Genomic DNA, 18,080 nt, shown 5'->3' on the forward strand with positions numbered 1-18,080 from the left:
CAGTGAAACGCCTCCGCGCCGATGATAGTGCGGGTTCCCGTGTGAAAGTAGGTCATCGTCAGGCTCTTACATCCAGCCACCGAAGCCCCCAGTTAGAGAAATCTAACTGGGGGCTTCGGCTTTGGGGGCTTAAACAATCCAAAACTGCAGCGACAGACGTTTCGCTCTGGACTTCCACGCTGAACAAGACGGGGCTGTGGGATACACGGATTGTCTAGTCGACCTTGTGTGCGTCGAAACATTCAAAGCGGATATGACTCCAAACCGCTGCATACAGTTGACGCCACTTCGGGAATCTCAAGACAGGTGGTATTCCGCACCATCCAAGAATACCTTGAGCTCACCGGACTGGAATGCTTTCCAATTTTGATTGCGTGTCAGTGGTGCCGTGACGACCACTGCCACACGATCTGTCGCTTGCGCTTCTTGTGAGAAGTCCACGGACAGGTCCTGGTCCGACAGCTCCGCTCCCTGGAACGGGTGCTGGCGTTCGAGATACCAGAGATGCGTTGATGCATGGCTCCACAGCGCGGTCCCGTTCGACAACAAGAAATTGAAGGTTCCGTGGGCAGCGATGCGGGGTGCCAGCTCCCGGAGCGTGAGCGTGAGCTCGTCGACACTGGGCACGCCGGCATGTGATTTGGCGAGCTCCTGCATGAGCCAGCAGAACGCGTGCTCGCTGTCGGTCGTACCGACGGGGCGGAACTGACCGTGCAGCCTCGGTCGGAAGTCGGTAAGGTTGCCGTTGTGCGCGAATACCCAGTAGCGACCCCATAACTCCCGCACGAACGGGTGGCAGTTCTGCAGGTTGACGGCCCCTTGCGTCGCCTTGCGGATGTGCGCGATGACGTTGCGGCTCTTGATCGGGTAACGCCGGATCAACTCGGCGATCGGCGACTCGACCGCGGGCAGATGGTCCACGAAATGGCGGATGCCCCGGTCCTCGAAAAAGGCGATACCCCAACCATCGCTGTGATGGTCCGTACCCCCACCCCGCTGCGCGAACCCCGAAAAGCTGAAGACGATATCGGTCGGCGTATTGCAGTTCATGCCGAGCAGCTGGCACATACGGTCAGGACTCCGGTGACGATGGCGGTATGCGCTGGGCGACCGCTTTATGCTTCTTGCCGCTCGAAGGGCCGGCGCGCAGTTGTAGGGCGGCGACGAGGGCCAGGAGACAGAGGCCGGCCAGCATCCAGAACGTGTCGTTGAAAGCCGCCAACCGGGCGACACTGGTCGTCGCGTTGGCGAGGCTGTCCCCATGCACCGCGAGCCGCCATTCCAGCACGATGCCGCACAGGCTGACACCGGCCGCGCCGCCGAGCATCCGCAGAAAATTGACTGCGCTGGCGCCCTGCGGCACGAGCGCCGGGTCGAGCGGCTGCAGGGTGCCGAGGTTGAGGGACGGCAGGATGAACCCGAGCCCGATCCGCCCCAGGATCGCGAACCCTACCAATATCCAGAGTGCGGTCTGCATGCCGACGAACGTCATGAGGCCGAAGGACACCGCCAGCAGCGCCAAGCCGATCGATACCAGCCGATAGGTCGGCTGCCGGTCGGCCAGCCGGCCCACGACGGCGATGGCGATGGCCAGCACGATGCCGGCCGGCATCATCAGCGTGCCGACGTGGACGGCGGACAGGTGCAGCCCCAGTTGCATGTAGACCGGCAGCAGGTACGTCGAGCCGAACAATGCAGTGCCATAGATGAACGACACCACGCTGCCCATGGTGAACGACCGGTGCCGGAACAGCGCCAGATGCATCAGCGGCGTACCGCCGGTCCGGCCCAGCCGATACTCCCAGGCCACGAAAGCCGCGAAGAGCGCCGCCGCGGCGCCGAGCAAGACAACGGCTTCGCCCAGGCCGGTGGTGCTGTTCAGCGCCACCAGCCCATTGAGCAGGCAGAGCGTGCCGGCACAGCCGAGTCCCAGTCCGAGCCAGTCGAGGCGGCCCGCCGCCTGCCGGTCGGCGGCGGCACCGCCGGGCGCAGTGTCGGGGACGAACCGCTGTCCCAGCCACAGGCACACGAGGCAAAACGGCACGACCATGAAGAAGATCGACCGCCAGCCGAAGCCGTCGACCAGCACGCCGCCCAGGCTCGGACCGATCGCCGGTGCGAGCACCACCCCCATGCCGAAGATGCCGCTCGCCCGGCCCTGCTCATGCGGTGCGAAGGCGCGCAGGATGATGATCGCCGGGATCGGCTGGACGACGCCGGCCGCCAGGCCTTCTGCGACCCGACCGGCCATCACCAGCCCGTAGCTGCCGGCGAATCCTCCCACCAGCCCCCCTGCCAGCAGGGTGACCATCGCGGCGGCATAGGTGCGCCGGTAGCCGAACCGGCCGAGCAGCCAGGGTGTTGTGAGCATCGATACCGTCATCGCGACCATGAAGCCGGACGACACCCACTGCGCGCGCTCCTGCCCGAGGCTGAAATGCCGGCTCATATCGGGAATCGCGACATTGACGATCGTCGACGACATGACCGAGGCGATGGTGCCGATCATCACAGTCATCAGCAGTAGCCAGCGATAGGGTGCGCCGTACCGCTGCTGCAGTGCCGCCAGCGCGGACGATGCGGGGCCGGCGGGTGATGACGGTGGGCCGGATCGGCTCATGGGCAGGCGGGCGAACGGCCGATGTCGGCGGTGCGGCCCGGATCGGCGGTCAGCCGCGCGGTTCCGACCACAGCTTGCCGCCGGTCGCCCAGTTGTGGCGGGCCACGTCGGTGATCAGCACATCCACCGAATCGGGCGAGCCGCCGAGCACCTCGACGGTGACCCGGGTGATTTCCTCGACAAGCTTTTTCTTCTGTTCGACGGTGCGGCCTTCGAGCATTTCGATGTGGTAGGTGGGCATGGGTGAGCTTTCGATCAGGAAACGGAGAGGACGCCAGGACCGGCGGCGCAGCGGGCGCAGATGCAGGCCCTGCCGCGTGCCTCGGCGGGGATGCGGGCGAGTGCGTCGGCATCCACGGAAGCCGTCATACACCAGCACGGTGCGGGCGCCGCGTCGGACGGCGCCGATGCCTGTGCACAGCCGTTGCCGCCGCCGCAGAGCGGGCAGCGATCCGCTGCAGGCGCGGCGGGATCGGGCGGGGGACGGGAATGCGTCGGCACAGGCATGGAACGGCGCAGTGTAGCCAAGCGGACCCGGTCAACCGGCGGCGTCGAGGACCCGGTGGGCGCGCTGGATTTCCGCGTCGCTCGCCTCGATGCCGCCGATGGGCGGCGCGGGCGTTCGCCGCACGGCCGTGAAAGGCGCGCGGGCGCCGGTGTCCTGGGCCGCGGTGCCGGTCATGCGGTCGCCCTCGATCCGGGCATCGACGTGCAGCAGTGCACCGCCGGCGGTCCGGGCGGTGAAGCGCAGCCGGTCGCCCGACAGGCGTGGGGCGATCAGGCTGGCGTCGACCCGGCCGAAGGAGACATCGCCGTCCACGCGCTGCCGGGTCTGGCGGAGCCGCAGGCGGTTCGGCCCCTCGGCCGCAGCGCCCTGGATCTCCCATTCGCCGGCGGCATGGGCTGGGATCTTCCAGGCCATGACCTTGGCGGTGCCGATGACGGCACTTTCGTCGGGGGTCCAGTCGCCCATGTCGAAGGAATGCGAAACGACCCGGGTGCCGGGCGCCATGCGGAACAACGTCGGCCGCAGCCGCAGGTTGAGTTCCGGCAGCAGGTACATGGTGACGACGGTGGCGGACGAGAAATCGGTGGCGAAGATGTCGGCTTGGCGGAAGGCGACCCGGTCGGCTACGCCGGCTTCCTGCGCGCGGCGGGCCGCCACGGTGACGAGTGCCGGGTTGTATTCCAGGCCCAGCGCACGGGCGCCGTGCTGGCGGGCCGCGGCGATCGCGATCTTGCCGTCGCCGGCACCCAGATCCACCACCAGGTCCTGCGGCCCGACTTCGGCCATCTGCAGCATGCGGTCCACCGCCGCGTCGGGCGAGGGCAGCCACATCACGTCCTTGCCGGCCTGGCCGAGCCGGGGCGCGTCGGGCGTCTGCGCAGTGACCGCGAGAGGCAGGACGCTGAAGGCGGCGAGCAGGACCGCCGGCGCGCAGCGGCGCAAGGAAAAGGAAAGAACCGTCACGAAGACTCCAGACACGGCGGAAACGACAGCGGAGGCGCGCACCTGCAAAAAAAGCCGGCCCGCACCCTCCGCGGATGCGAGCCGGCCATTGTCGCCGTGCAGGGCAGCGGGCTGCCCTGCAGAACGGAGCATCAGTTGGGCAGCAGCACCTTGTCGACCACGTGGATCACGCCGTTCGACTGGTAGACGTTGGCGGTGGTGACCATCGCACGGCCGCCCTTGTCGTCGACGATGACCACGTTCGGGCCTTGCATCATCGCGGTCAGGTTGCCGCCGCTCGCGGTGCGCAGCATGGCGCGGCCGCCGCCGGCCGCGATCTGGCGCGACAGGGCTGCGGCGTCCAGGCGGCCCGGCACCACGTGGTACGTGAGCACCTTGGTCAGCTGCGGCTTGTTGGCGGGCATCAGCAGCGTATCGACGGTGCCGGCCGGCAGGGCGGCGAAGGCGGCGTTGGTCGGCGCGAAGACGGTGAACGGACCGGGGCCCTTCAGCGTGTCGACCAGACCGGCAGCCTTGACGGCGGCGACGAGCGTGGTGTGGTCGCGGGAATTGACTGCGTTGTCGATGATGTCGCGGCTCGCGTACATCGGCGCGCCGCCGACCATCACCGGCGCCATGCCGGGAGCGGCCATGCCGGGGCCGGTGCCCATCGGCGGCGGCGGCGGGGGCGGCGGGGCCATGCCGTTGACGGACGGACCGTTGGGCGTCATGACGCCGGTGCCGCCGTTGGTGGTGGCGACATCGGTGCGGGCATCGGGGCGGGGCATCGGGCCACCGGGCATGCTGCTGCAGGCGGTGAGCAGGCCGGCGATGCCGGCGGCGAGAACGATCTTGTGCATGTGCGGGTCCTTCCGGTTCGTGTGTGTGACCGGCCGCGGTGGATCCACGGTCCGGGGCGTGCGAGACGCCTGCCGGGATTACGAAGCGGCGCGCGCCGCGGTTTGTAGGACGGGATGCACTCGTAATGACGGCGCCCGCAGGCACCGTCGATTTATGAATCAAAAGAGGCGGTAGCGCCCGTCCACCGGGTGCTACCAGCTATCGATTCGATAGCATCAGGTTCCGGCCTTCACCTTCAGCCGCCAAGCATGCAGCAGCGGCTCGGTATAGCCGCTCGGCTGCTCCACGCCCTTGAACACTAAGTCTCGCGCGGCTTGGTAGGCGGCACTGGTCGCACTACGTCCGGCCATCGGCTGGTAGAGCGGGTCGCCGGCGTTCTGGCCGTCCACCACCGCGGCCATGCGCTCGAAGGTCGCGTCGACCTGCTCCGGCGTCACCACGCCGTGCAGCAGCCAGTTGGCGATGTGCTGGCTGCTGATGCGCAGCGTGGCGCGGTCTTCCATCAGGCCGACGTTGTGGATGTCGGGCACCTTCGAGCAGCCCACACCCTGGTCGATCCAGCGCACCACGTAGCCGAGGATGCCCTGCACGTTGTTGTCGAGCTCCTGCTGCTTGTCCGCGTCGCTCCAGTCGGCGCGCGGTGCGACGGGCACCTGCAGCAGGTCGTCGAGGATCGCGTCGCGCACGCTGGCGGCGCTGGTCTTCTCCAACTCTTGCTGCACGTCGGCGACGTTGACCTGGTGGTAGTGCAGTGCGTGCAGCGTGGCGGCGGTGGGCGAGGGCACCCAGGCGGTGTTGGCACCGGCCTTGGGGTGGGCGATCTTCTGCTCCAGCATCGCGGCCATCAGGTCGGGCATGGCCCACATGCCCTTACCGATCTGGGCGCGGCCGCGCAGGCCGGCCGACAGGCCGACCAGCACGTTGTTGCGCTCGTAGGCGGCGATCCACTTGGTCGCCTTCATGTCGCCCTTGCGCAGCATCGGCCCGGCCTGCATCGTGGTGTGCATCTCGTCGCCGGTGCGGTCCAGGAAGCCGGTGTTGATGAAGGCGACGCGGCCGGCGGCCTCGGCGATGCAGGCCGCCAAGTTGACGCTGGTGCGGCGCTCCTCGTCCATGATGCCGAGCTTCACCGTCTCGGCGGGCAGGCCGAGCAGCTGCTCGACGCGGCCGAACAGCTCGGAGGCGAAGGCCACTTCCTTCGGGCCGTGCATCTTGGGCTTCACGATGTAGACGCTGCCAGTACGCGAGTTGCCGCGGCGCTTCAGGTCCACCAGCGCGATGGTGGTGGTCACCACCGCATCGAGGATGCCCTCGGGGATCTCGCGGCCCTCGGCGCCCCACAGGATGGCCGGGTTGGTCATCAGGTGGCCGACATTGCGCAGGAACATGAGCGAGCGGCCGTGCAGCGTCACCGCCCGGCCGTCCGCGCCGGTGTATGCGCGGTCGGGGTTCAGGCCGCGGGTGAAGCTCTTGCCGCCCTTGGCGACTTCCTCGGTCAGCGTGCCGTCGAGGATGCCGAGCCAGTTGGCATACGCCACCACCTTGTCGGCCGCATCGACCACCGCGACCGAGTCTTCCAGGTCGAGGATGGTCGAGAGCGCGGCTTCCAGCACCACATCGGACACCCCCGCGGCGTCGGTGCTGCCGATCGGCGTCGAGCGGTCGATGCGGATGTCGATGTGCAGGCCGTTGTGTTTCAGCAGGATGGACGAGGGCGATGCGGCATCGCCCTGGTAGCCCACGAACTGCGCCGGATCCTGCAGGCCGGTGGTGCCGCCCGCGGTCTTCACGACCAGCGCCCCGCCTTCGACCATATAGCCGGTGGCGTCGGCATGCGAGCCGGCGGCGAGCGGCACGGCATCGTCCAAGAAGCGGCGGGCGAAGGCGATGACCTTGGCGCCGCGCACCTCGTTGTAGCCCGGGCCCTTATCGGCGCCGCCGGCCGTCGGGATCGCATCGGTGCCGTAGAGCGCGTCGTATAGGCTGCCCCAGCGGGCGTTGGCGGCGTTCAGCGCGTAGCGGGCGTTGAGGATCGGCACCACCAGTTGCGGGCCGGCCTGGGTGGCCAGTTCGGCATCGACGTTGGCGGTGGTGGCGCGCACGTCGGCCGGCGCCGGCAGTAGGTAGCCGATCTGCTCGAGAAAGGCCCGGTAGGCCGGCATGTCGGCGATTGGGCCGGGGTGGGCCTTGTGCCAAGCGTCGAGTTCGGTCTGCAGCCGGTCGCGCTCGGCCAGCAGCGCGGCGTTCTTCGGCGCAAGGTCGGCCACGATCGCGTCGAAACCTTTCCAGAAGGTGGCGCTCTCGACGCCGGCGGCGGGCAGGACGCGCTCCTCGATGAAGCGGTGGAGTTCGGGGGCGACCTGGAGGCCGTGGACGGTGGTGCGTGCGCTCATGGGAGGGACTTCCTGCAAAGACAACGAGGGCGTGGAGGGTTGACGCCACTGTATTCCAACCTGCGGGGCGCATTGTGGAAGGGTCCGTCACGGGATTCGTGACTTTGTTGCGTTGAATCGCATGTGGATGCCTAACGCAAGCACGTCCTCGGCCTGTGAGCAGACGAAAGCAGGTGTAAGCAATCCGCTGTTTCGCATCGCGCCGGCTTGGCCCTGCGTACGGTGCGCATGCCGCCGCTTTCCTCCAACTCCAAGACGCTCGTCGGCATGTCCTTTTCACTTTTCCAGGATCCGACGATATGCAAAAGCGTTCTTTCTCCCTTAGTGCCCTGACCCTGGCTGCCGCCGCCGTGCTGACGGCCTGCGGCGGCGGTGGAGGCGACGGCGGCGGCGTGCCCCCGTCCTCGCTCGGCGACACCATCGCTATCACCTCGACCAACAAGGTGATCTCGTTCAACCGCGCCCAGCCCGGCACGATCAACAGCAGCCTGAACGTCAGCGGCCTTGCAGCGGACGAGCGGCTCCTCGGCATCGACGTGCGTCCGGCCGACGGCCTGGTCTACACCGTCAGTTCGCTCGGCCGTATCTACACGCTCGACCCGGCGACCGGCGTGGCCACCTTCCGCAGCACCGTGTCGGTGCCGCTGGCCGGCAGCAGCTTCGGCTTCGACTTCAACCCGGTCGCCGACCGCCTGCGTCTGGTCAGCAACACCGGCCAGAACCTGCGCATCGACGTGGCGACCGGCACCGCCGTGGTCGACGGCCCGATCAACGGCGTGGCCGGTGCCAGCGTGACCGCGTCGGCCTACACCAACTCCTTCGCCGGCGCGACCACGACGCAGCTGTTCAACCTCGATGCCGCCGGCACGCTGTACCTGCAGGACCCGCCGAACAACGGCACGCTGGCCAGTCCGGTACCGCTCGGCGTGACCTTCGCGGCCACCAACGGCTTCGACATCGACGCCCGCACCAACCGCGGCTTCGCGGCGCTCACCGTCGGCAGTGCCAACCGTCTCTACACCGTGCCGCTGTCGGGCACCGGCGGCGCCACGCTGGTCGGTGCGATCGGCAGCAGCGAGCCGATCACCGGTTTGGCGCTGATGCAGCCGGCCGCGCCGCGCGCGGTCGTGCTGACGGATACCTCGCGGCTGTCGAGCTTTGCCCTCGCCACGCCCAACACGCTGAGCGCACCGGTCGCGATCAGCGGCCTGGCGGCCAACGAGACGGTGCTCGGCATCGACTTCCGGCCGGCCAACCAGCGGCTCTACGCCCTGACCAGCGGCGGCCGCCTGCTGACCGTCGACCCCGACACCGGTGCCGCCGCCGCGGTCGCGACGCTGAGCGCGGACCCGACGGACACCACGTTGCCCTACGCCGGCCTGTCCGGCACCCGCTTCACGGTGGACTTCAATCCGGCGGCCGACCGCCTGCGTGTGATCAGCGAGACCGGCCAGAACCTGCGGATCAACGTCGACACCGGCGCCACCACCACCGACGGCGTGATCAACCGCGCTGCGGGTGCGCCCCAGGTGATCGCCGGTGCCTACACCAACAGCTTCGCTGGCACGGGCTCGACCACGCTGTTCGACATCGACGCCGCCGCCTCGGTACTGGCCCAGCAGAACCCGCCGAACGACGGCACGCTGGTCGACGTTGGTGCGCTGGGCGTGCCGCTTGCCACGGGCGCCGCTGCCTTCGACATCGCCGGCGGCGCCAACGGACTAGCGGTCGCCGCACTGCGCACGGGTGCGGCCGGGCCGTTTAGCCTCTACAACATCAACCTGACCAGCGGCGCGGCGACGCTGCGCGGTGCCGATGCCGGCGCGGCGCAGATCGGCGGCACCGGCGGCCCGGTGGTGCGCGATCTGGCGATCCGCTACTGACCGCGCCGGCAGGCCGCCCGGATCACCAGGCGGCCTGCAGGATACGCAGGTAATCGGCTGCGTCCAGCGTCATCGGGTTGGTGTGGTGGGCGTTATCCTGCAATGCCTCCTGCGCCACCGCCGGCAGGTCGGCCTCGGCCACGCCCATGTCGCGCAGCTGCGGTGCGATGCCGATGTCGGCGATCAGCCGGCGCAGGCCGTCGGCCACGTCGGTACCGACAGGCCAGCCGGCCTGATGTGCGATCGCCGCCCACTTGGAGCCGAGCGCCTCGCGGTTGCAGTCCAGCACATGCGGCAGCAGGATCGCGTTGAGCGTGCCGTGGTGGAAGCCGCGTGCGCCCAACGGATGCGACAGCGCGTGTACCGCCCCCATCCCCTTCTGGAAGCTGATCGCACCTTCAAGCGAGCCCATCAGCATGTGCCAGCGGGCGTCCGCGTCGCTGCCGTCCGCCACTGCCCGGCGCAGGTGGGCGAAGATCCGCTGCATGCCGTCCAGCGAGATCGCATCGGCGGGCGGATTGACGACCGGCGAACAGTAGGTCTCGATGCAGTGCGCGAGCGCATCCATGCCGGTCGAGGCCGTAATGGCAGCAGGCAGGCGATAGGTCAGTTCGGGGTCGCAGATGGCGGCGGTCACCAGATCAGGGCACCGCACGCCGGCCTTCACGCCGTTGTCGAAAACGATCACCGCCGACCGGCCGACTTCGCTGCCGGTGCCGGCCGTCGTGGGCAACAGGATCAGCGGCGGGGCCCGGTCGATCGGTGCCGGCTGCGCATGGCGGTTGCAGTAGTTCCAAAGCGGCGGCGCATGGGTCGCAAGGACGGCGATCGCCTTGGCGAGGTCCAGTGCTGCGCCACCGCCGATGCCGACCACACCGTCGCAACCGGTCTCGCGGTAGCGTGCTGCGCCGGCCGCAGCAGCGGCCTCGGTCGGGTTGACCGGCACATCGTCGAAAACGGGCAGGCGGGCCGCATCCTGCCCGAGGGCCTCGATGGCCTGCTGGAACACGCCGGCACGGATCACGCCCCGGTCGGTCACGAACAGCGGACTGCGCACGCCGGCATCGGCCAGCAGTTTCGGCAGTTGTCGACGTTCGCCGTTGCCGAAATGCACGGTGGTGAGGAACTGCAGCACGCTCATCGGAGAGTTTCCGCGCAGTGGCCGCAGGCCGGACAGCGCACGCGGAACCGCGGCGCGTTAATCGAGACAGGCATAGGCATGGTCAGGGTTCCAGGTCGGCGCCCATGGCACGCTGGGTGATGGAGCGGGTGGTCAGGTAGGCGTCGAGGCCTTCGGTGCCGCCTTCGGAGCCGTAACCGCTCTCCTTCGTGCCGCCGAAGGGAGATGCGGGGGTCGAGACGGTGAAATGGTTGATGCAGACCATGCCGGCGTCCAGCGCGTCGCTCATCGCAGCGGCCCGTTGCAGCGACCGGGTCATCGCGTAGGCAGCCAATCCGTAGGGCAGGCGGTTGGCGCGTTCCACGGCCTCGTCGGTCGTGGCGAAGGGCGTGATCGGCACGACCGGTCCGAAGGGCTCCTCGTTCATGATGCGTGCCGTCTCCGGCACGTCGGCGAACACGGTCGGGGCGAAGAAGCTGCCGGGACCGGGCAGGCGCTGGCCGCCGCAGAGCAGTCGTGCACCGCTGGACGCAGTATCGGCCACCATGGCCTCCATCGCTGCGACTCGGCGCGGGTGCGCGAGCGGGCCCATCTGCGTCTGTGCGTCCAGCCCGTCCCCGACACGCAGCGCACGGCTGGCGTCGGCGAAAGCCTCGACGAAACGGGGATAGATGCCCTCCTGGACGTAGAAGCGCGTCGGGCTGGTGCAGACCTGGCCGGCGTTGCGGAACTTGGCCACGACGGCCTGCCGCGCGGCGGCGACCGGATCGACATCGTCGAACACGATCACCGGCGCATGGCCGCCGAGTTCCATCGTCGCGCGTTTCACGCCCTGGGCGGCGAGTCCGAGCAATTGCTTGCCGACCGCCGTGGACCCGGTGAAGGAGATCTTGCGGATGACGTCGGATGCGATCAGATGGGCCGACACCTGCCGGGGATCGCCGTAGACCAGGTTGATCACGTGCGGCGGCAGACCGGCGTCCACGAACGCCTGCACGACGGCGGCGCCGGTCAGCGGGGTTTCCTCGGCCGGCTTCAGCACCAGCGAGCAGCCGGCAGCCAGCGCGCCGGCGATCTTGCGCGCCGGGGTGAGGGCCGGAAAATTCCAGGGACAGAAAGCCGCCACCGGACCGACCGGTTCGCGCCGCACCATCTGTGTGACGCCGGCCGTGCGCGGTACCAGCACCCGGCCGTAGGCGCGGGTGGCTTCCTCCGCCATCCATTCGATGTTGTCGGCGGCGGTCGTCACTTCGCCGATCGCCTCGGCCAGCGGCTTGCCCTGCTCCAGGGTCATCAGGCGACCGATGGCATCGCGTCGCTCGCGCAGCAGTGCCACCGCGCGCCGCATCAGGGCCGCCCGCTCGTATCCGCTGCGGGCACGCCAGTCGCCGAAGCCCTGGGCGGCGGAGGCCAATGCGGCGTCAAGATCGGCGGCATCGACGAGCCCGACCTGACCGATCACTTGCCCGTCGGCCGGGTTGTGCACCGCAAGGGTGGGGCCGCCGGTGCGCCATTGGCCGGCGATATAGGGATAGGCTTCGTGCATGGTGTCCAGGAAACAAGGCAAAAAGAGGGAGATCGACTGCGCCTGCGGCCTTCCGAGGTGACGCAGGTGGCGCTGCAAAGCGCTGGCGTGCAGCGTTCTCAGGCGGGCCGCAGTCGGACCAGCTGCTTGCCGACGTTCGCGCCGGCCAGCATGGCGATGAAGGCGGCGGGTGCGTTTTCCAGCCCTTCGGCGATCGTCTCGCGGTAGTGCAGGCGACCGGCGGCGTACGCGTCGGCCAGCGCGCGCGTCGCCTGGGGCCAGAGGTCCTGATGGTCCGACAGCACGAAGCCCCGCAGCGTGACCCGGCGGTTGAACACCTCCCGCAGGTTGCGCAGCCCGTAGGGCGCGGCGGCGTTGTACTGCGAGACCAGTCCGCACAGCGGGATGCGCGCGAAGTTGTTGCACAGCGGCAGGACCGCGTCCAGGATCGGACCACCCACGTTGTCGAAATACACGTCCACACCCTGCGGTACGGCGCGTGCCAAAGCGGCGTCGAAGTCGGGTGCCTTGTAGTCCACGCAGTCGTCGAAACCGTAAGCGTCGCGGACCAGTGCGCATTTCGCCGCGCCGCCGGCGATGCCGACCGCGCGGCAGCCGGCGATACGCGCCAGCTGCCCGACCACGCTGCCGACCGCGCCGGAGGCCGCCGATACCAGCACCGTCTCGCCGGCGCGGGGCTGGCCGAAGGCGGTCAGACCGACCCAGGCCGTGATGCCGGTGGACCCCAGCGCACCCAGGTAGGCGGTCGCAGGCGCGGCTGCGGTGTCGATGCACTGCAGGTCTGCAGGACGTGCCACGCTGAAGTCCTGCCAGCCCAGCCGGCCGACCACCCAGTCTCCGGGCGCGAAGCCCTCGGCCCGGCTGTCGATCACTTGGCCGACCGTGCGGCCGACCAGCACGTCGCCGAGTGCCATGACCGGCGCATACGAGTCGCGCTCTTCCATGCGCATGCGGATGTACGGATCGACTGACAGCACGTCGTTGCGCACCAGCACCTGCCCTTCGGCGGGCGCCGGACGGGGCGAGCGGATCAGCTGGAAGCAGTCGGGCGTCGGCGTGCCGCGCGGACGTGCCGCGAACACGATCTGCCGGTTCTCGGCGGAATGATGGTCGGTCATGGAGGCAGTGAGCGGAGAGGAAGGTCGCGGCGTCAGCCGATGGTGATGTTGGCGTCGCGGACCAGCTTCTGCAGCAGTTCCCGCTGGCGGCCGAGCCACTGGGCGAACTCCTGCGAGCCGTTGGCCACGAGCACCGTCCCTTGCGGCGCGACGGCCGCGGCCAGGCCCGGATCGCGTGCCGCCTGGGCGACGGCGGCCTGCATCCGGCGCAGCGGTTCCTCCGGCGTGCCGGCAGCGGCGAATAGTCCGAACCAGTCGTCCATGTCGTAGCCGGGAAAGCCGCGCTCGGCGATGGTCGGCACGTCGGGGTAGGCGGCGAGGCGCGAGGCGCTGGTCACGGCAAGCATGCGCGTCTTGCCGGTCGCCAGCGTGCCGCGCGCGGTGGACGTGGTGATCAGCGCAGAGTCGATCTGCCCGCCCATCACGTCGCGCGCCGCATCGGCGCCGCCGCGGTACGGCGTGTGCAGCAACCGGATGTTCGCCCGCTGCTGCAGCAGGGCTACGGCCAGATGGCCCATCGCACCCGACGGCGGCGTGCCGCAGGACACCGTACCTGGCTTGGCACGCGCGACCGTCAGGAATTCCTCGAAGGTCTGCGCCGGGAAGTCGTGTCGCACCACGAGCGCCTGCGGCGCGCGGACGGCCATCGTCACCGGCACGAACGCGGTGCGGTAGTCGAAGGGCAGATCCTTGACCAGAACCGGATTGGTCAGCTGGTTGGCGGCATCCCAGATGAAGGTATAGCCATCCTTCGGTGCACCGAGCACCGCACCCGCTGCCACCACCGCATTGCCGCCCGTCCGGTTCTCGATCGTCATCGGTTGGCCGAGGATGTCGCCGACCCGCTGCCCGACCGCCCGCGCCGAGGTATCGGCCGCGCCGCCGGCGGAAAACGGCACCACGATCCGGACCGGCCGCTGGGGCCATGCGCCGGACTGGGCAAAGGCCGGCAGGCCGAAGGATGTTGCGGCACCCAAGGCGAGAACGGCGCGGCGGTGCAATGCACTTTGCGCCCAAGAAGAAACATTCACAGCAGTCTCCTGAATTCTGTAGTACGGAACGACGTTCTATAAATTCTACGGACGTACCGCCGCTTGGCAAGCCAACCGAGGGTTTTCGATAGCGTCAGCCTACCTGTCGGCCCAAGCGCTGAGCAGCTGCGAGGACCGGACCGAGGTATTCCGGCCGGTAGCGCTCCACCGGCATGGTCAAGGTCACTGCGCCCGCCAGACGGCCGTCGGCGCGAAAGACGGGCGCGGATATGCCGGCGACGCCTGGCAGCCGGTCGCCGAGCGTGGCGAAGTAGCCCTGGGCACGGATGGTGTCGAGCAGGGCGGCGTCTTCCGGCGTGGCGGGTGCCGGCCCCATCCCTTCGCCCGCGAACGCCCAGAGGATGCGGCCGCCGGTGCCGCGGTCGAGCGGGAGCAGATCGCCTGCGCGGATGTGGTCGCGCACCGGATGGGGTGAATCCACCCGATAGAGGCAGAGCCGGCGGTCGCCTTGTCGGACGTGGTAGGCCGCGCTTTCGCCGGTCGCGGCGACCAGGGCCTGCAGCGCCGGCACCACGACGGATTCCAGCGAGAACGACGCCGCATAGAGTGCATGGAGACGTGCGATTTCCGGGCCGATCGCATAGCGGTGGTCGGCCAGCCGCTGGATGAACCCGCCGTGCTCGAGCGATGCCAGCAGCCGCAGGACGGTACTTTTGTACAGCCGGGTGCGCTCGGCCAGGATGGCCAGGCTCAACGCCTTGTCGCCCGGCTGAAAAGCCGCGAGAAGGGACAGCGCACGGTCGACAGCGGCCGCGCCGCCGGGGGCGGCATCGGTATCGGCCAGGGATTCGGTCTGGGCTTTACGGGGCATCGGGCAGGTCCGGGTTGACAGCGGAAAGGAAAACCTTAATTATTCTGAAAGAAAGAACTTAATTCTGCAAGACGGAACTTTGATGCCAGTGAGCGATGTACTTATCAGCGAGGTCGGCCCGCGCGACGGCCTGCAATCGGTCGCGGCCACCATGCCGACGGCCGATAAATGCCGCTGGATCGATGCGCTGGTCGCCGCCGGCGTGCAGGAGATCGAGGTGGCGTCGTTCGTACCTGCCCGTCTGCTGCCGCAGATGGCCGACGCGGCTGAGGTGGTGCGCCATGCGCGCACCCACGCCGGCGTCATGGTGATGGCACTGGTGCCCAACCTGCGCGGGGCCGAGGCGGCGCTGGCCGCCGGGGTGCACAAGCTGACGATGCCGGTCTCGGCAAGCGTTGCCCATTCGCTCGCGAACGTCCGCAAGACGCGCGAGCAGATGGTCGAGGAGGTGCGGGCCATCGCCCGGCTGCGCGACGAGCGGGCGCCCGGCGTGAAGCTGGAGGCCGGCATTTCCACCGCCTTCGGCTGCACCCTGCAGGGCCTGGTGCCGGAAGACGACGTGATCCGGCTGGCGGCCGACTGCATCGCGGCCGGTGCCGACGAATCGGGCCTGTCCGACACGGTCGGGTACGCCAACCCGGCGCAGGTGCGCCGGCTGTTCCGGCGGCTGCGCGCCGAGATCGGCGAACACGCTGGCGCCGCCCACATGCACAACACCCGCGGCCTGGGGCTGGCCAACTGCCTCGCGGCCTGGGAGGAGGGCGTGCGCACCTTCGACAGTTCGCTGGGCGGGCTGGGCGGTTGCCCCTATGCGCCGGGCGCCTCGGGCAATGTGGTGACCGAGGACCTGGTGTTCATGTTCGAGGCGATGGGCGTACGCACCGGCATCGATCTGGAAAAGCTGTTCGCCGCGCGTGCACCGCTGCAGGCGGGCCTGCCGGGCGAGCCGGTCTACGGCATGTCGCCGGAAGCGGGGCTGCCGAAAGGTTTCGTCCAAGGGGATGCTCATGTCTGAAGCCGCTGCGCACGACGGCGCCGCCGCGTCGCTCCCCTACGCCGGGATCCGCGTCGTCGAGTTCACCCACATGGTGATGGGGCCGACCTGCGGCATGCTGCTGGCGGACCTGGGCGCCGAGGTGATCAAGGTCGAGCCGATCGGCGGCGACACCACGCGGACGCTGCTCGGCTCCGGCGCCGGCTTCTTCCCGATGTTCAACCGCAACAAGAAGAGCATCGCGCTCGACCTGAAGCGGCCCGAGGGTGTGGAAGCCGCGCTGCGGCTGATCGCCACCGCCGACATCGTGAGCGAGAACTTCAAGTCCGGCGTGATGGACAAGCTCGGCCTGGGCTATGCCACGCTGCAGAAGCTCAACCCGCGCCTGATCTACGTCGGCCACAAGGGTTTCCTGCCGGGGCCGTACGACAACCGCACCGCCCTCGACGAAGTGGTGCAGATGATGGGCGGCCTGGCCTACATGACCGGGCGGCCCGGCGATCCGCTGCGCGCCGGCACCAGCGTCAACGACATCATGGGCGGCATGTTCGGCGCGATCGGCGCGATGGCGGCCCTGGCACAGCGCGAGAAGACCGGCCGGGGCAGCGAGGTGCAGGCCTCGCTGTTCGAGAACAACGTCTTCCTGGTCGGCCAGCACATGATGCAGTTCGCCGCCACCGGCAAGGCGGCTGCGCCGATGCCGAGCCGCATCTCCGCCTGGGCGGTCTACGACGTATTCACCGTGAAGGATGGCGAGCAGATCTTCCTGGCGGTGGTGAGCGACAAGCAGTGGGCGATCTTCTGCCGCGCTTTCGGTCTGGCCGACCTGCTGGCCGACCCGCGTCTCGCCACCAACAACGACCGGGTGCAGGCCCGCGAGTGGCTGATGCCGCAGTTGCGCTCGCACCTGGCCGGCCGCAGCGCCGCCGAACTGGCGGCGGTGTTCGAGGCCGAGGGCCTGCCGTTTGCGCCGATCACCCGGCCCGAGCAACTGTTCGACGATCCGCATCTCCATGCGACCGGTGGCCTGGCGCCGATCCGGATGAACGACGGCAGCATGTCGCGGGTGCCGCTGCTGCCGTTCACGCTCGACGGCGCGCAGCCCGCGATCCGCCAGCAGCCGCCGCGGGTGGGCGAGCACACCGAGGCGCTGCTGCGCGAGGTCGGCTACAGCGCCGACGAGATCGGCGCACTCCAGTCCCGAAAGATCACCCAGGCAGGCGACACCGCATGAGTTTCTCCATCACCCGGCGCGGCGCGCTGGCCGCGGTCGCGGGCGTAGCCACCGGCGCGCTCCATGCACACGCCCGCGCCGCGGCCTTTCCCGACGGCCGGCCGCTGCGGCTGATCGTGCCGTACACGCCCGGCGGCGGCACCGATGCCGTGGCCCGCTTCATCGCCGAGAAGATCCACGCCGAGACCGGCTGGACCGTCATCGTCGAGAACCGCCCCGGTGCCGGCGGCAACATCGGGCTGGATGCCGTTGCCAAGGCCCGGCCGGATGGCCTGACGCTGGCGCTCGGCCAGACCGCCAACCTGGCGATCAATCCGGCGCTGCTCCCCAAAATGCCGTTCGACCCGGCGAAAGACTTCGCGCCGGTGGTGCTGGTGGCGTCCTTGCCCGTGGTGATGGTGGTGCGCGCGGACTCCGCCTGGAAAACACTGGCCGACGGTGTGAAAGCCATGCAGGCGCAACCCGGCGCCGTCAAGCAGGCGCTGGCCGCGAGCGGCACCGTGGGCCATCTGGCCGGCGAGCTGCTCGCCTACCGCGCGAAATTCCAGGTGCTCAACGTACCTTACAAGGGTGCCGCACCGGCCCTCACCGACCTGCTCGGCGGCAGCACCGACTACATGTTCGCCACGCCGCAGGCGGTGCAGGAAATGATCAAGGGCCGTCGGCTGCGGGCGCTGGCAGTGACATCGCAGGCGCGGCTGCCGATCCTGCCCGATGTGCCCACCGTGGCCGAATCGGGTTATCGGGGTTTCGAGGCGGTGGACTGGAAGGCGATCGTCGCGCCGGCCGGCACGCCGGCGGCCGTGGTGCGTGCGATCAATGCCGCGGCAGAAAAGGCCTTGTCGAAGCCCGCCACGATTGCATTGCTGGCCAGCGAAGGCAGCGTGCCGCTCGGCGGTACGCCCGAACGGGCGCAACAGTACATCCGCGACGAACAGCAGAAGTGGGCGCGGCTCATCCAGGACGCCCGCATCACGCTTGAATGACAAGGAGACATT

General features: G+C 69.1%; 16 protein-coding genes. 4 read left to right on the plus strand and 12 right to left on the minus strand.

The genetic code is table 11. The features are described from left to right. Window positions 1-297 precede the first annotated feature (297 nt). The 7 genes from QZ500_RS02200 to QZ500_RS02230 all read right to left on the minus strand — a co-directional run bounded on the left by QZ500_RS02200 (window position 298) and on the right by QZ500_RS02230 (window position 7,324). Window positions 298-1,068 (minus strand): class II glutamine amidotransferase, encoded by a 771-nt coding sequence (locus QZ500_RS02200; protein ID WP_295850234.1) that lies wholly within the window; start codon window positions 1,066-1,068, stop codon window positions 298-300. A gap of 4 nt (window positions 1,069-1,072) precedes the next feature. Next, window positions 1,073-2,620 carry a DHA2 family efflux MFS transporter permease subunit gene (locus QZ500_RS02205; RefSeq protein ID WP_295850236.1) on the minus strand — a complete coding sequence of 516 codons (1,548 nt, stop codon included), beginning with the start codon at window positions 2,618-2,620 and terminating at the stop codon, window positions 1,073-1,075. A 49-nt stretch (window positions 2,621-2,669) separates the two neighbouring features. Beyond that, window positions 2,670-2,861, minus strand: a complete 192-nt coding sequence (locus tag QZ500_RS02210) for a 4-oxalocrotonate tautomerase (RefSeq protein WP_295850238.1) — start codon at window positions 2,859-2,861, stop codon at window positions 2,670-2,672. 14 nt (window positions 2,862-2,875) lie between these two features. After that, complete coding sequence (locus tag QZ500_RS02215) at window positions 2,876-3,127, minus strand: cysteine-rich CWC family protein (RefSeq protein WP_295850240.1); 252 nt, start codon at window positions 3,125-3,127, stop codon at window positions 2,876-2,878. A 31-nt stretch (window positions 3,128-3,158) separates the two neighbouring features. Beyond that, on the minus strand, window positions 3,159-4,091 hold the full coding sequence (locus tag QZ500_RS02220) for a class I SAM-dependent methyltransferase (RefSeq protein WP_295850243.1): 933 nt from the start codon (window positions 4,089-4,091) through the stop codon (window positions 3,159-3,161). A 131-nt stretch (window positions 4,092-4,222) separates the two neighbouring features. After that, the gene (locus tag QZ500_RS02225) at window positions 4,223-4,741 is read right to left on the minus strand and encodes a fasciclin domain-containing protein (protein ID WP_295850290.1); all 519 of its coding nucleotides are present in this window, start codon (window positions 4,739-4,741) and stop codon (window positions 4,223-4,225) included. 405 nt (window positions 4,742-5,146) lie between these two features. Further along, entirely contained in the window at window positions 5,147-7,324 is a 2,178-nt protein-coding gene (locus QZ500_RS02230) for a malate synthase G (protein WP_295850245.1), read from the minus strand. A gap of 299 nt (window positions 7,325-7,623) precedes the next feature. Between QZ500_RS02230 and QZ500_RS02235 the strand changes: the two genes are divergently transcribed. Then, window positions 7,624-9,207 (plus strand): DUF4394 domain-containing protein, encoded by a 1,584-nt coding sequence (locus QZ500_RS02235; protein WP_295850246.1) that lies wholly within the window; start codon window positions 7,624-7,626, stop codon window positions 9,205-9,207. Between the two features lie 22 nt (window positions 9,208-9,229). Here QZ500_RS02235 and QZ500_RS02240 read toward each other — a convergent pair whose 3' ends face one another. The 5 genes from QZ500_RS02240 to QZ500_RS02260 form a co-directional block, all read right to left on the minus strand. Next, window positions 9,230-10,348, minus strand: a complete 1,119-nt coding sequence (locus QZ500_RS02240; protein WP_295850248.1) for an iron-containing alcohol dehydrogenase — start codon at window positions 10,346-10,348, stop codon at window positions 9,230-9,232. 82 nt (window positions 10,349-10,430) lie between these two features. Then, complete coding sequence (locus QZ500_RS02245) at window positions 10,431-11,873, minus strand: NAD-dependent succinate-semialdehyde dehydrogenase (RefSeq protein WP_295850250.1); 1,443 nt, start codon at window positions 11,871-11,873, stop codon at window positions 10,431-10,433. A 98-nt stretch (window positions 11,874-11,971) separates the two neighbouring features. After that, complete coding sequence (locus QZ500_RS02250; RefSeq protein WP_295850252.1) at window positions 11,972-12,991, minus strand: NADP-dependent oxidoreductase; 1,020 nt, start codon at window positions 12,989-12,991, stop codon at window positions 11,972-11,974. A 32-nt stretch (window positions 12,992-13,023) separates the two neighbouring features. Next, window positions 13,024-14,022, minus strand: coding sequence for a tripartite tricarboxylate transporter substrate binding protein (locus QZ500_RS02255; RefSeq protein ID WP_295850254.1), 999 nt, complete (start codon window positions 14,020-14,022; stop codon window positions 13,024-13,026). A gap of 94 nt (window positions 14,023-14,116) precedes the next feature. Continuing rightward, on the minus strand, window positions 14,117-14,854 hold the full coding sequence (locus QZ500_RS02260; RefSeq protein ID WP_295850256.1) for an IclR family transcriptional regulator: 738 nt from the start codon (window positions 14,852-14,854) through the stop codon (window positions 14,117-14,119). An 82-nt stretch (window positions 14,855-14,936) separates the two neighbouring features. On the opposite strand from QZ500_RS02260, the gene QZ500_RS02265 reads away from it, so the two are divergent. Genes QZ500_RS02265 through QZ500_RS02275 form a run of 3 tightly spaced genes read left to right on the plus strand, consistent with a single transcriptional unit; the run spans window position 14,937 to window position 18,068 of the window. After that, the gene (locus tag QZ500_RS02265; protein ID WP_295850258.1) at window positions 14,937-15,869 is read left to right on the plus strand and encodes a hydroxymethylglutaryl-CoA lyase; all 933 of its coding nucleotides are present in this window, start codon (window positions 14,937-14,939) and stop codon (window positions 15,867-15,869) included. After that, a complete protein-coding gene (locus QZ500_RS02270; RefSeq protein ID WP_295850260.1) occupies window positions 15,862-17,082 on the plus strand; it encodes a CaiB/BaiF CoA-transferase family protein in 1,221 nt (406 codons plus the stop codon). Before QZ500_RS02265 ends, QZ500_RS02270 begins: the two co-directional genes overlap by 8 nt. After that, the gene (locus QZ500_RS02275) at window positions 17,079-18,068 is read left to right on the plus strand and encodes a tripartite tricarboxylate transporter substrate binding protein (protein ID WP_295850262.1); all 990 of its coding nucleotides are present in this window, start codon (window positions 17,079-17,081) and stop codon (window positions 18,066-18,068) included. The genes QZ500_RS02270 and QZ500_RS02275 overlap by 4 nt, the downstream gene beginning before the upstream one ends. Window positions 18,069-18,080: the final 12 nt, after the last annotated feature.

Origin of the sequence: uncultured Xylophilus sp. (assembly GCA_913776965.1) — a bacterium.
Classification (GTDB): Bacteria; Pseudomonadota; Gammaproteobacteria; order Burkholderiales; family Burkholderiaceae_C; genus Xylophilus.

Coding starts and splice junctions, on each gene's coding strand:
- QZ500_RS02235 (WP_295850246.1), top strand. CDS start 7,624: ATGCAAAAGCGTTCTTTCTCCCTTAGTGCCCTGACCCTGGCTGCCGCC.
- QZ500_RS02210 (WP_295850238.1), bottom strand. CDS start 2,861: ATGCCCACCTACCACATCGAAATGCTCGAAGGCCGCACCGTCGAACAG.
- QZ500_RS02245 (WP_295850250.1), bottom strand. CDS start 11,873: ATGCACGAAGCCTATCCCTATATCGCCGGCCAATGGCGCACCGGCGGC.
- QZ500_RS02270 (WP_295850260.1), top strand. CDS start 15,862: ATGTCTGAAGCCGCTGCGCACGACGGCGCCGCCGCGTCGCTCCCCTAC.
- QZ500_RS02215 (WP_295850240.1), bottom strand. CDS start 3,127: ATGCCTGTGCCGACGCATTCCCGTCCCCCGCCCGATCCCGCCGCGCCT.
- QZ500_RS02225 (WP_295850290.1), bottom strand. CDS start 4,741: ATGGGCACCGGCCCCGGCATGGCCGCTCCCGGCATGGCGCCGGTGATG.
- QZ500_RS02240 (WP_295850248.1), bottom strand. CDS start 10,348: ATGAGCGTGCTGCAGTTCCTCACCACCGTGCATTTCGGCAACGGCGAA.
- QZ500_RS02265 (WP_295850258.1), top strand. CDS start 14,937: ATGCCAGTGAGCGATGTACTTATCAGCGAGGTCGGCCCGCGCGACGGC.
- QZ500_RS02230 (WP_295850245.1), bottom strand. CDS start 7,324: ATGAGCGCACGCACCACCGTCCACGGCCTCCAGGTCGCCCCCGAACTC.
- QZ500_RS02205 (WP_295850236.1), bottom strand. CDS start 2,620: ATGAGCCGATCCGGCCCACCGTCATCACCCGCCGGCCCCGCATCGTCC.
- QZ500_RS02275 (WP_295850262.1), top strand. CDS start 17,079: ATGAGTTTCTCCATCACCCGGCGCGGCGCGCTGGCCGCGGTCGCGGGC.
- QZ500_RS02250 (WP_295850252.1), bottom strand. CDS start 12,991: ATGACCGACCATCATTCCGCCGAGAACCGGCAGATCGTGTTCGCGGCA.
- QZ500_RS02260 (WP_295850256.1), bottom strand. CDS start 14,854: ATGCCCCGTAAAGCCCAGACCGAATCCCTGGCCGATACCGATGCCGCC.
- QZ500_RS02200 (WP_295850234.1), bottom strand. CDS start 1,068: ATGTGCCAGCTGCTCGGCATGAACTGCAATACGCCGACCGATATCGTC.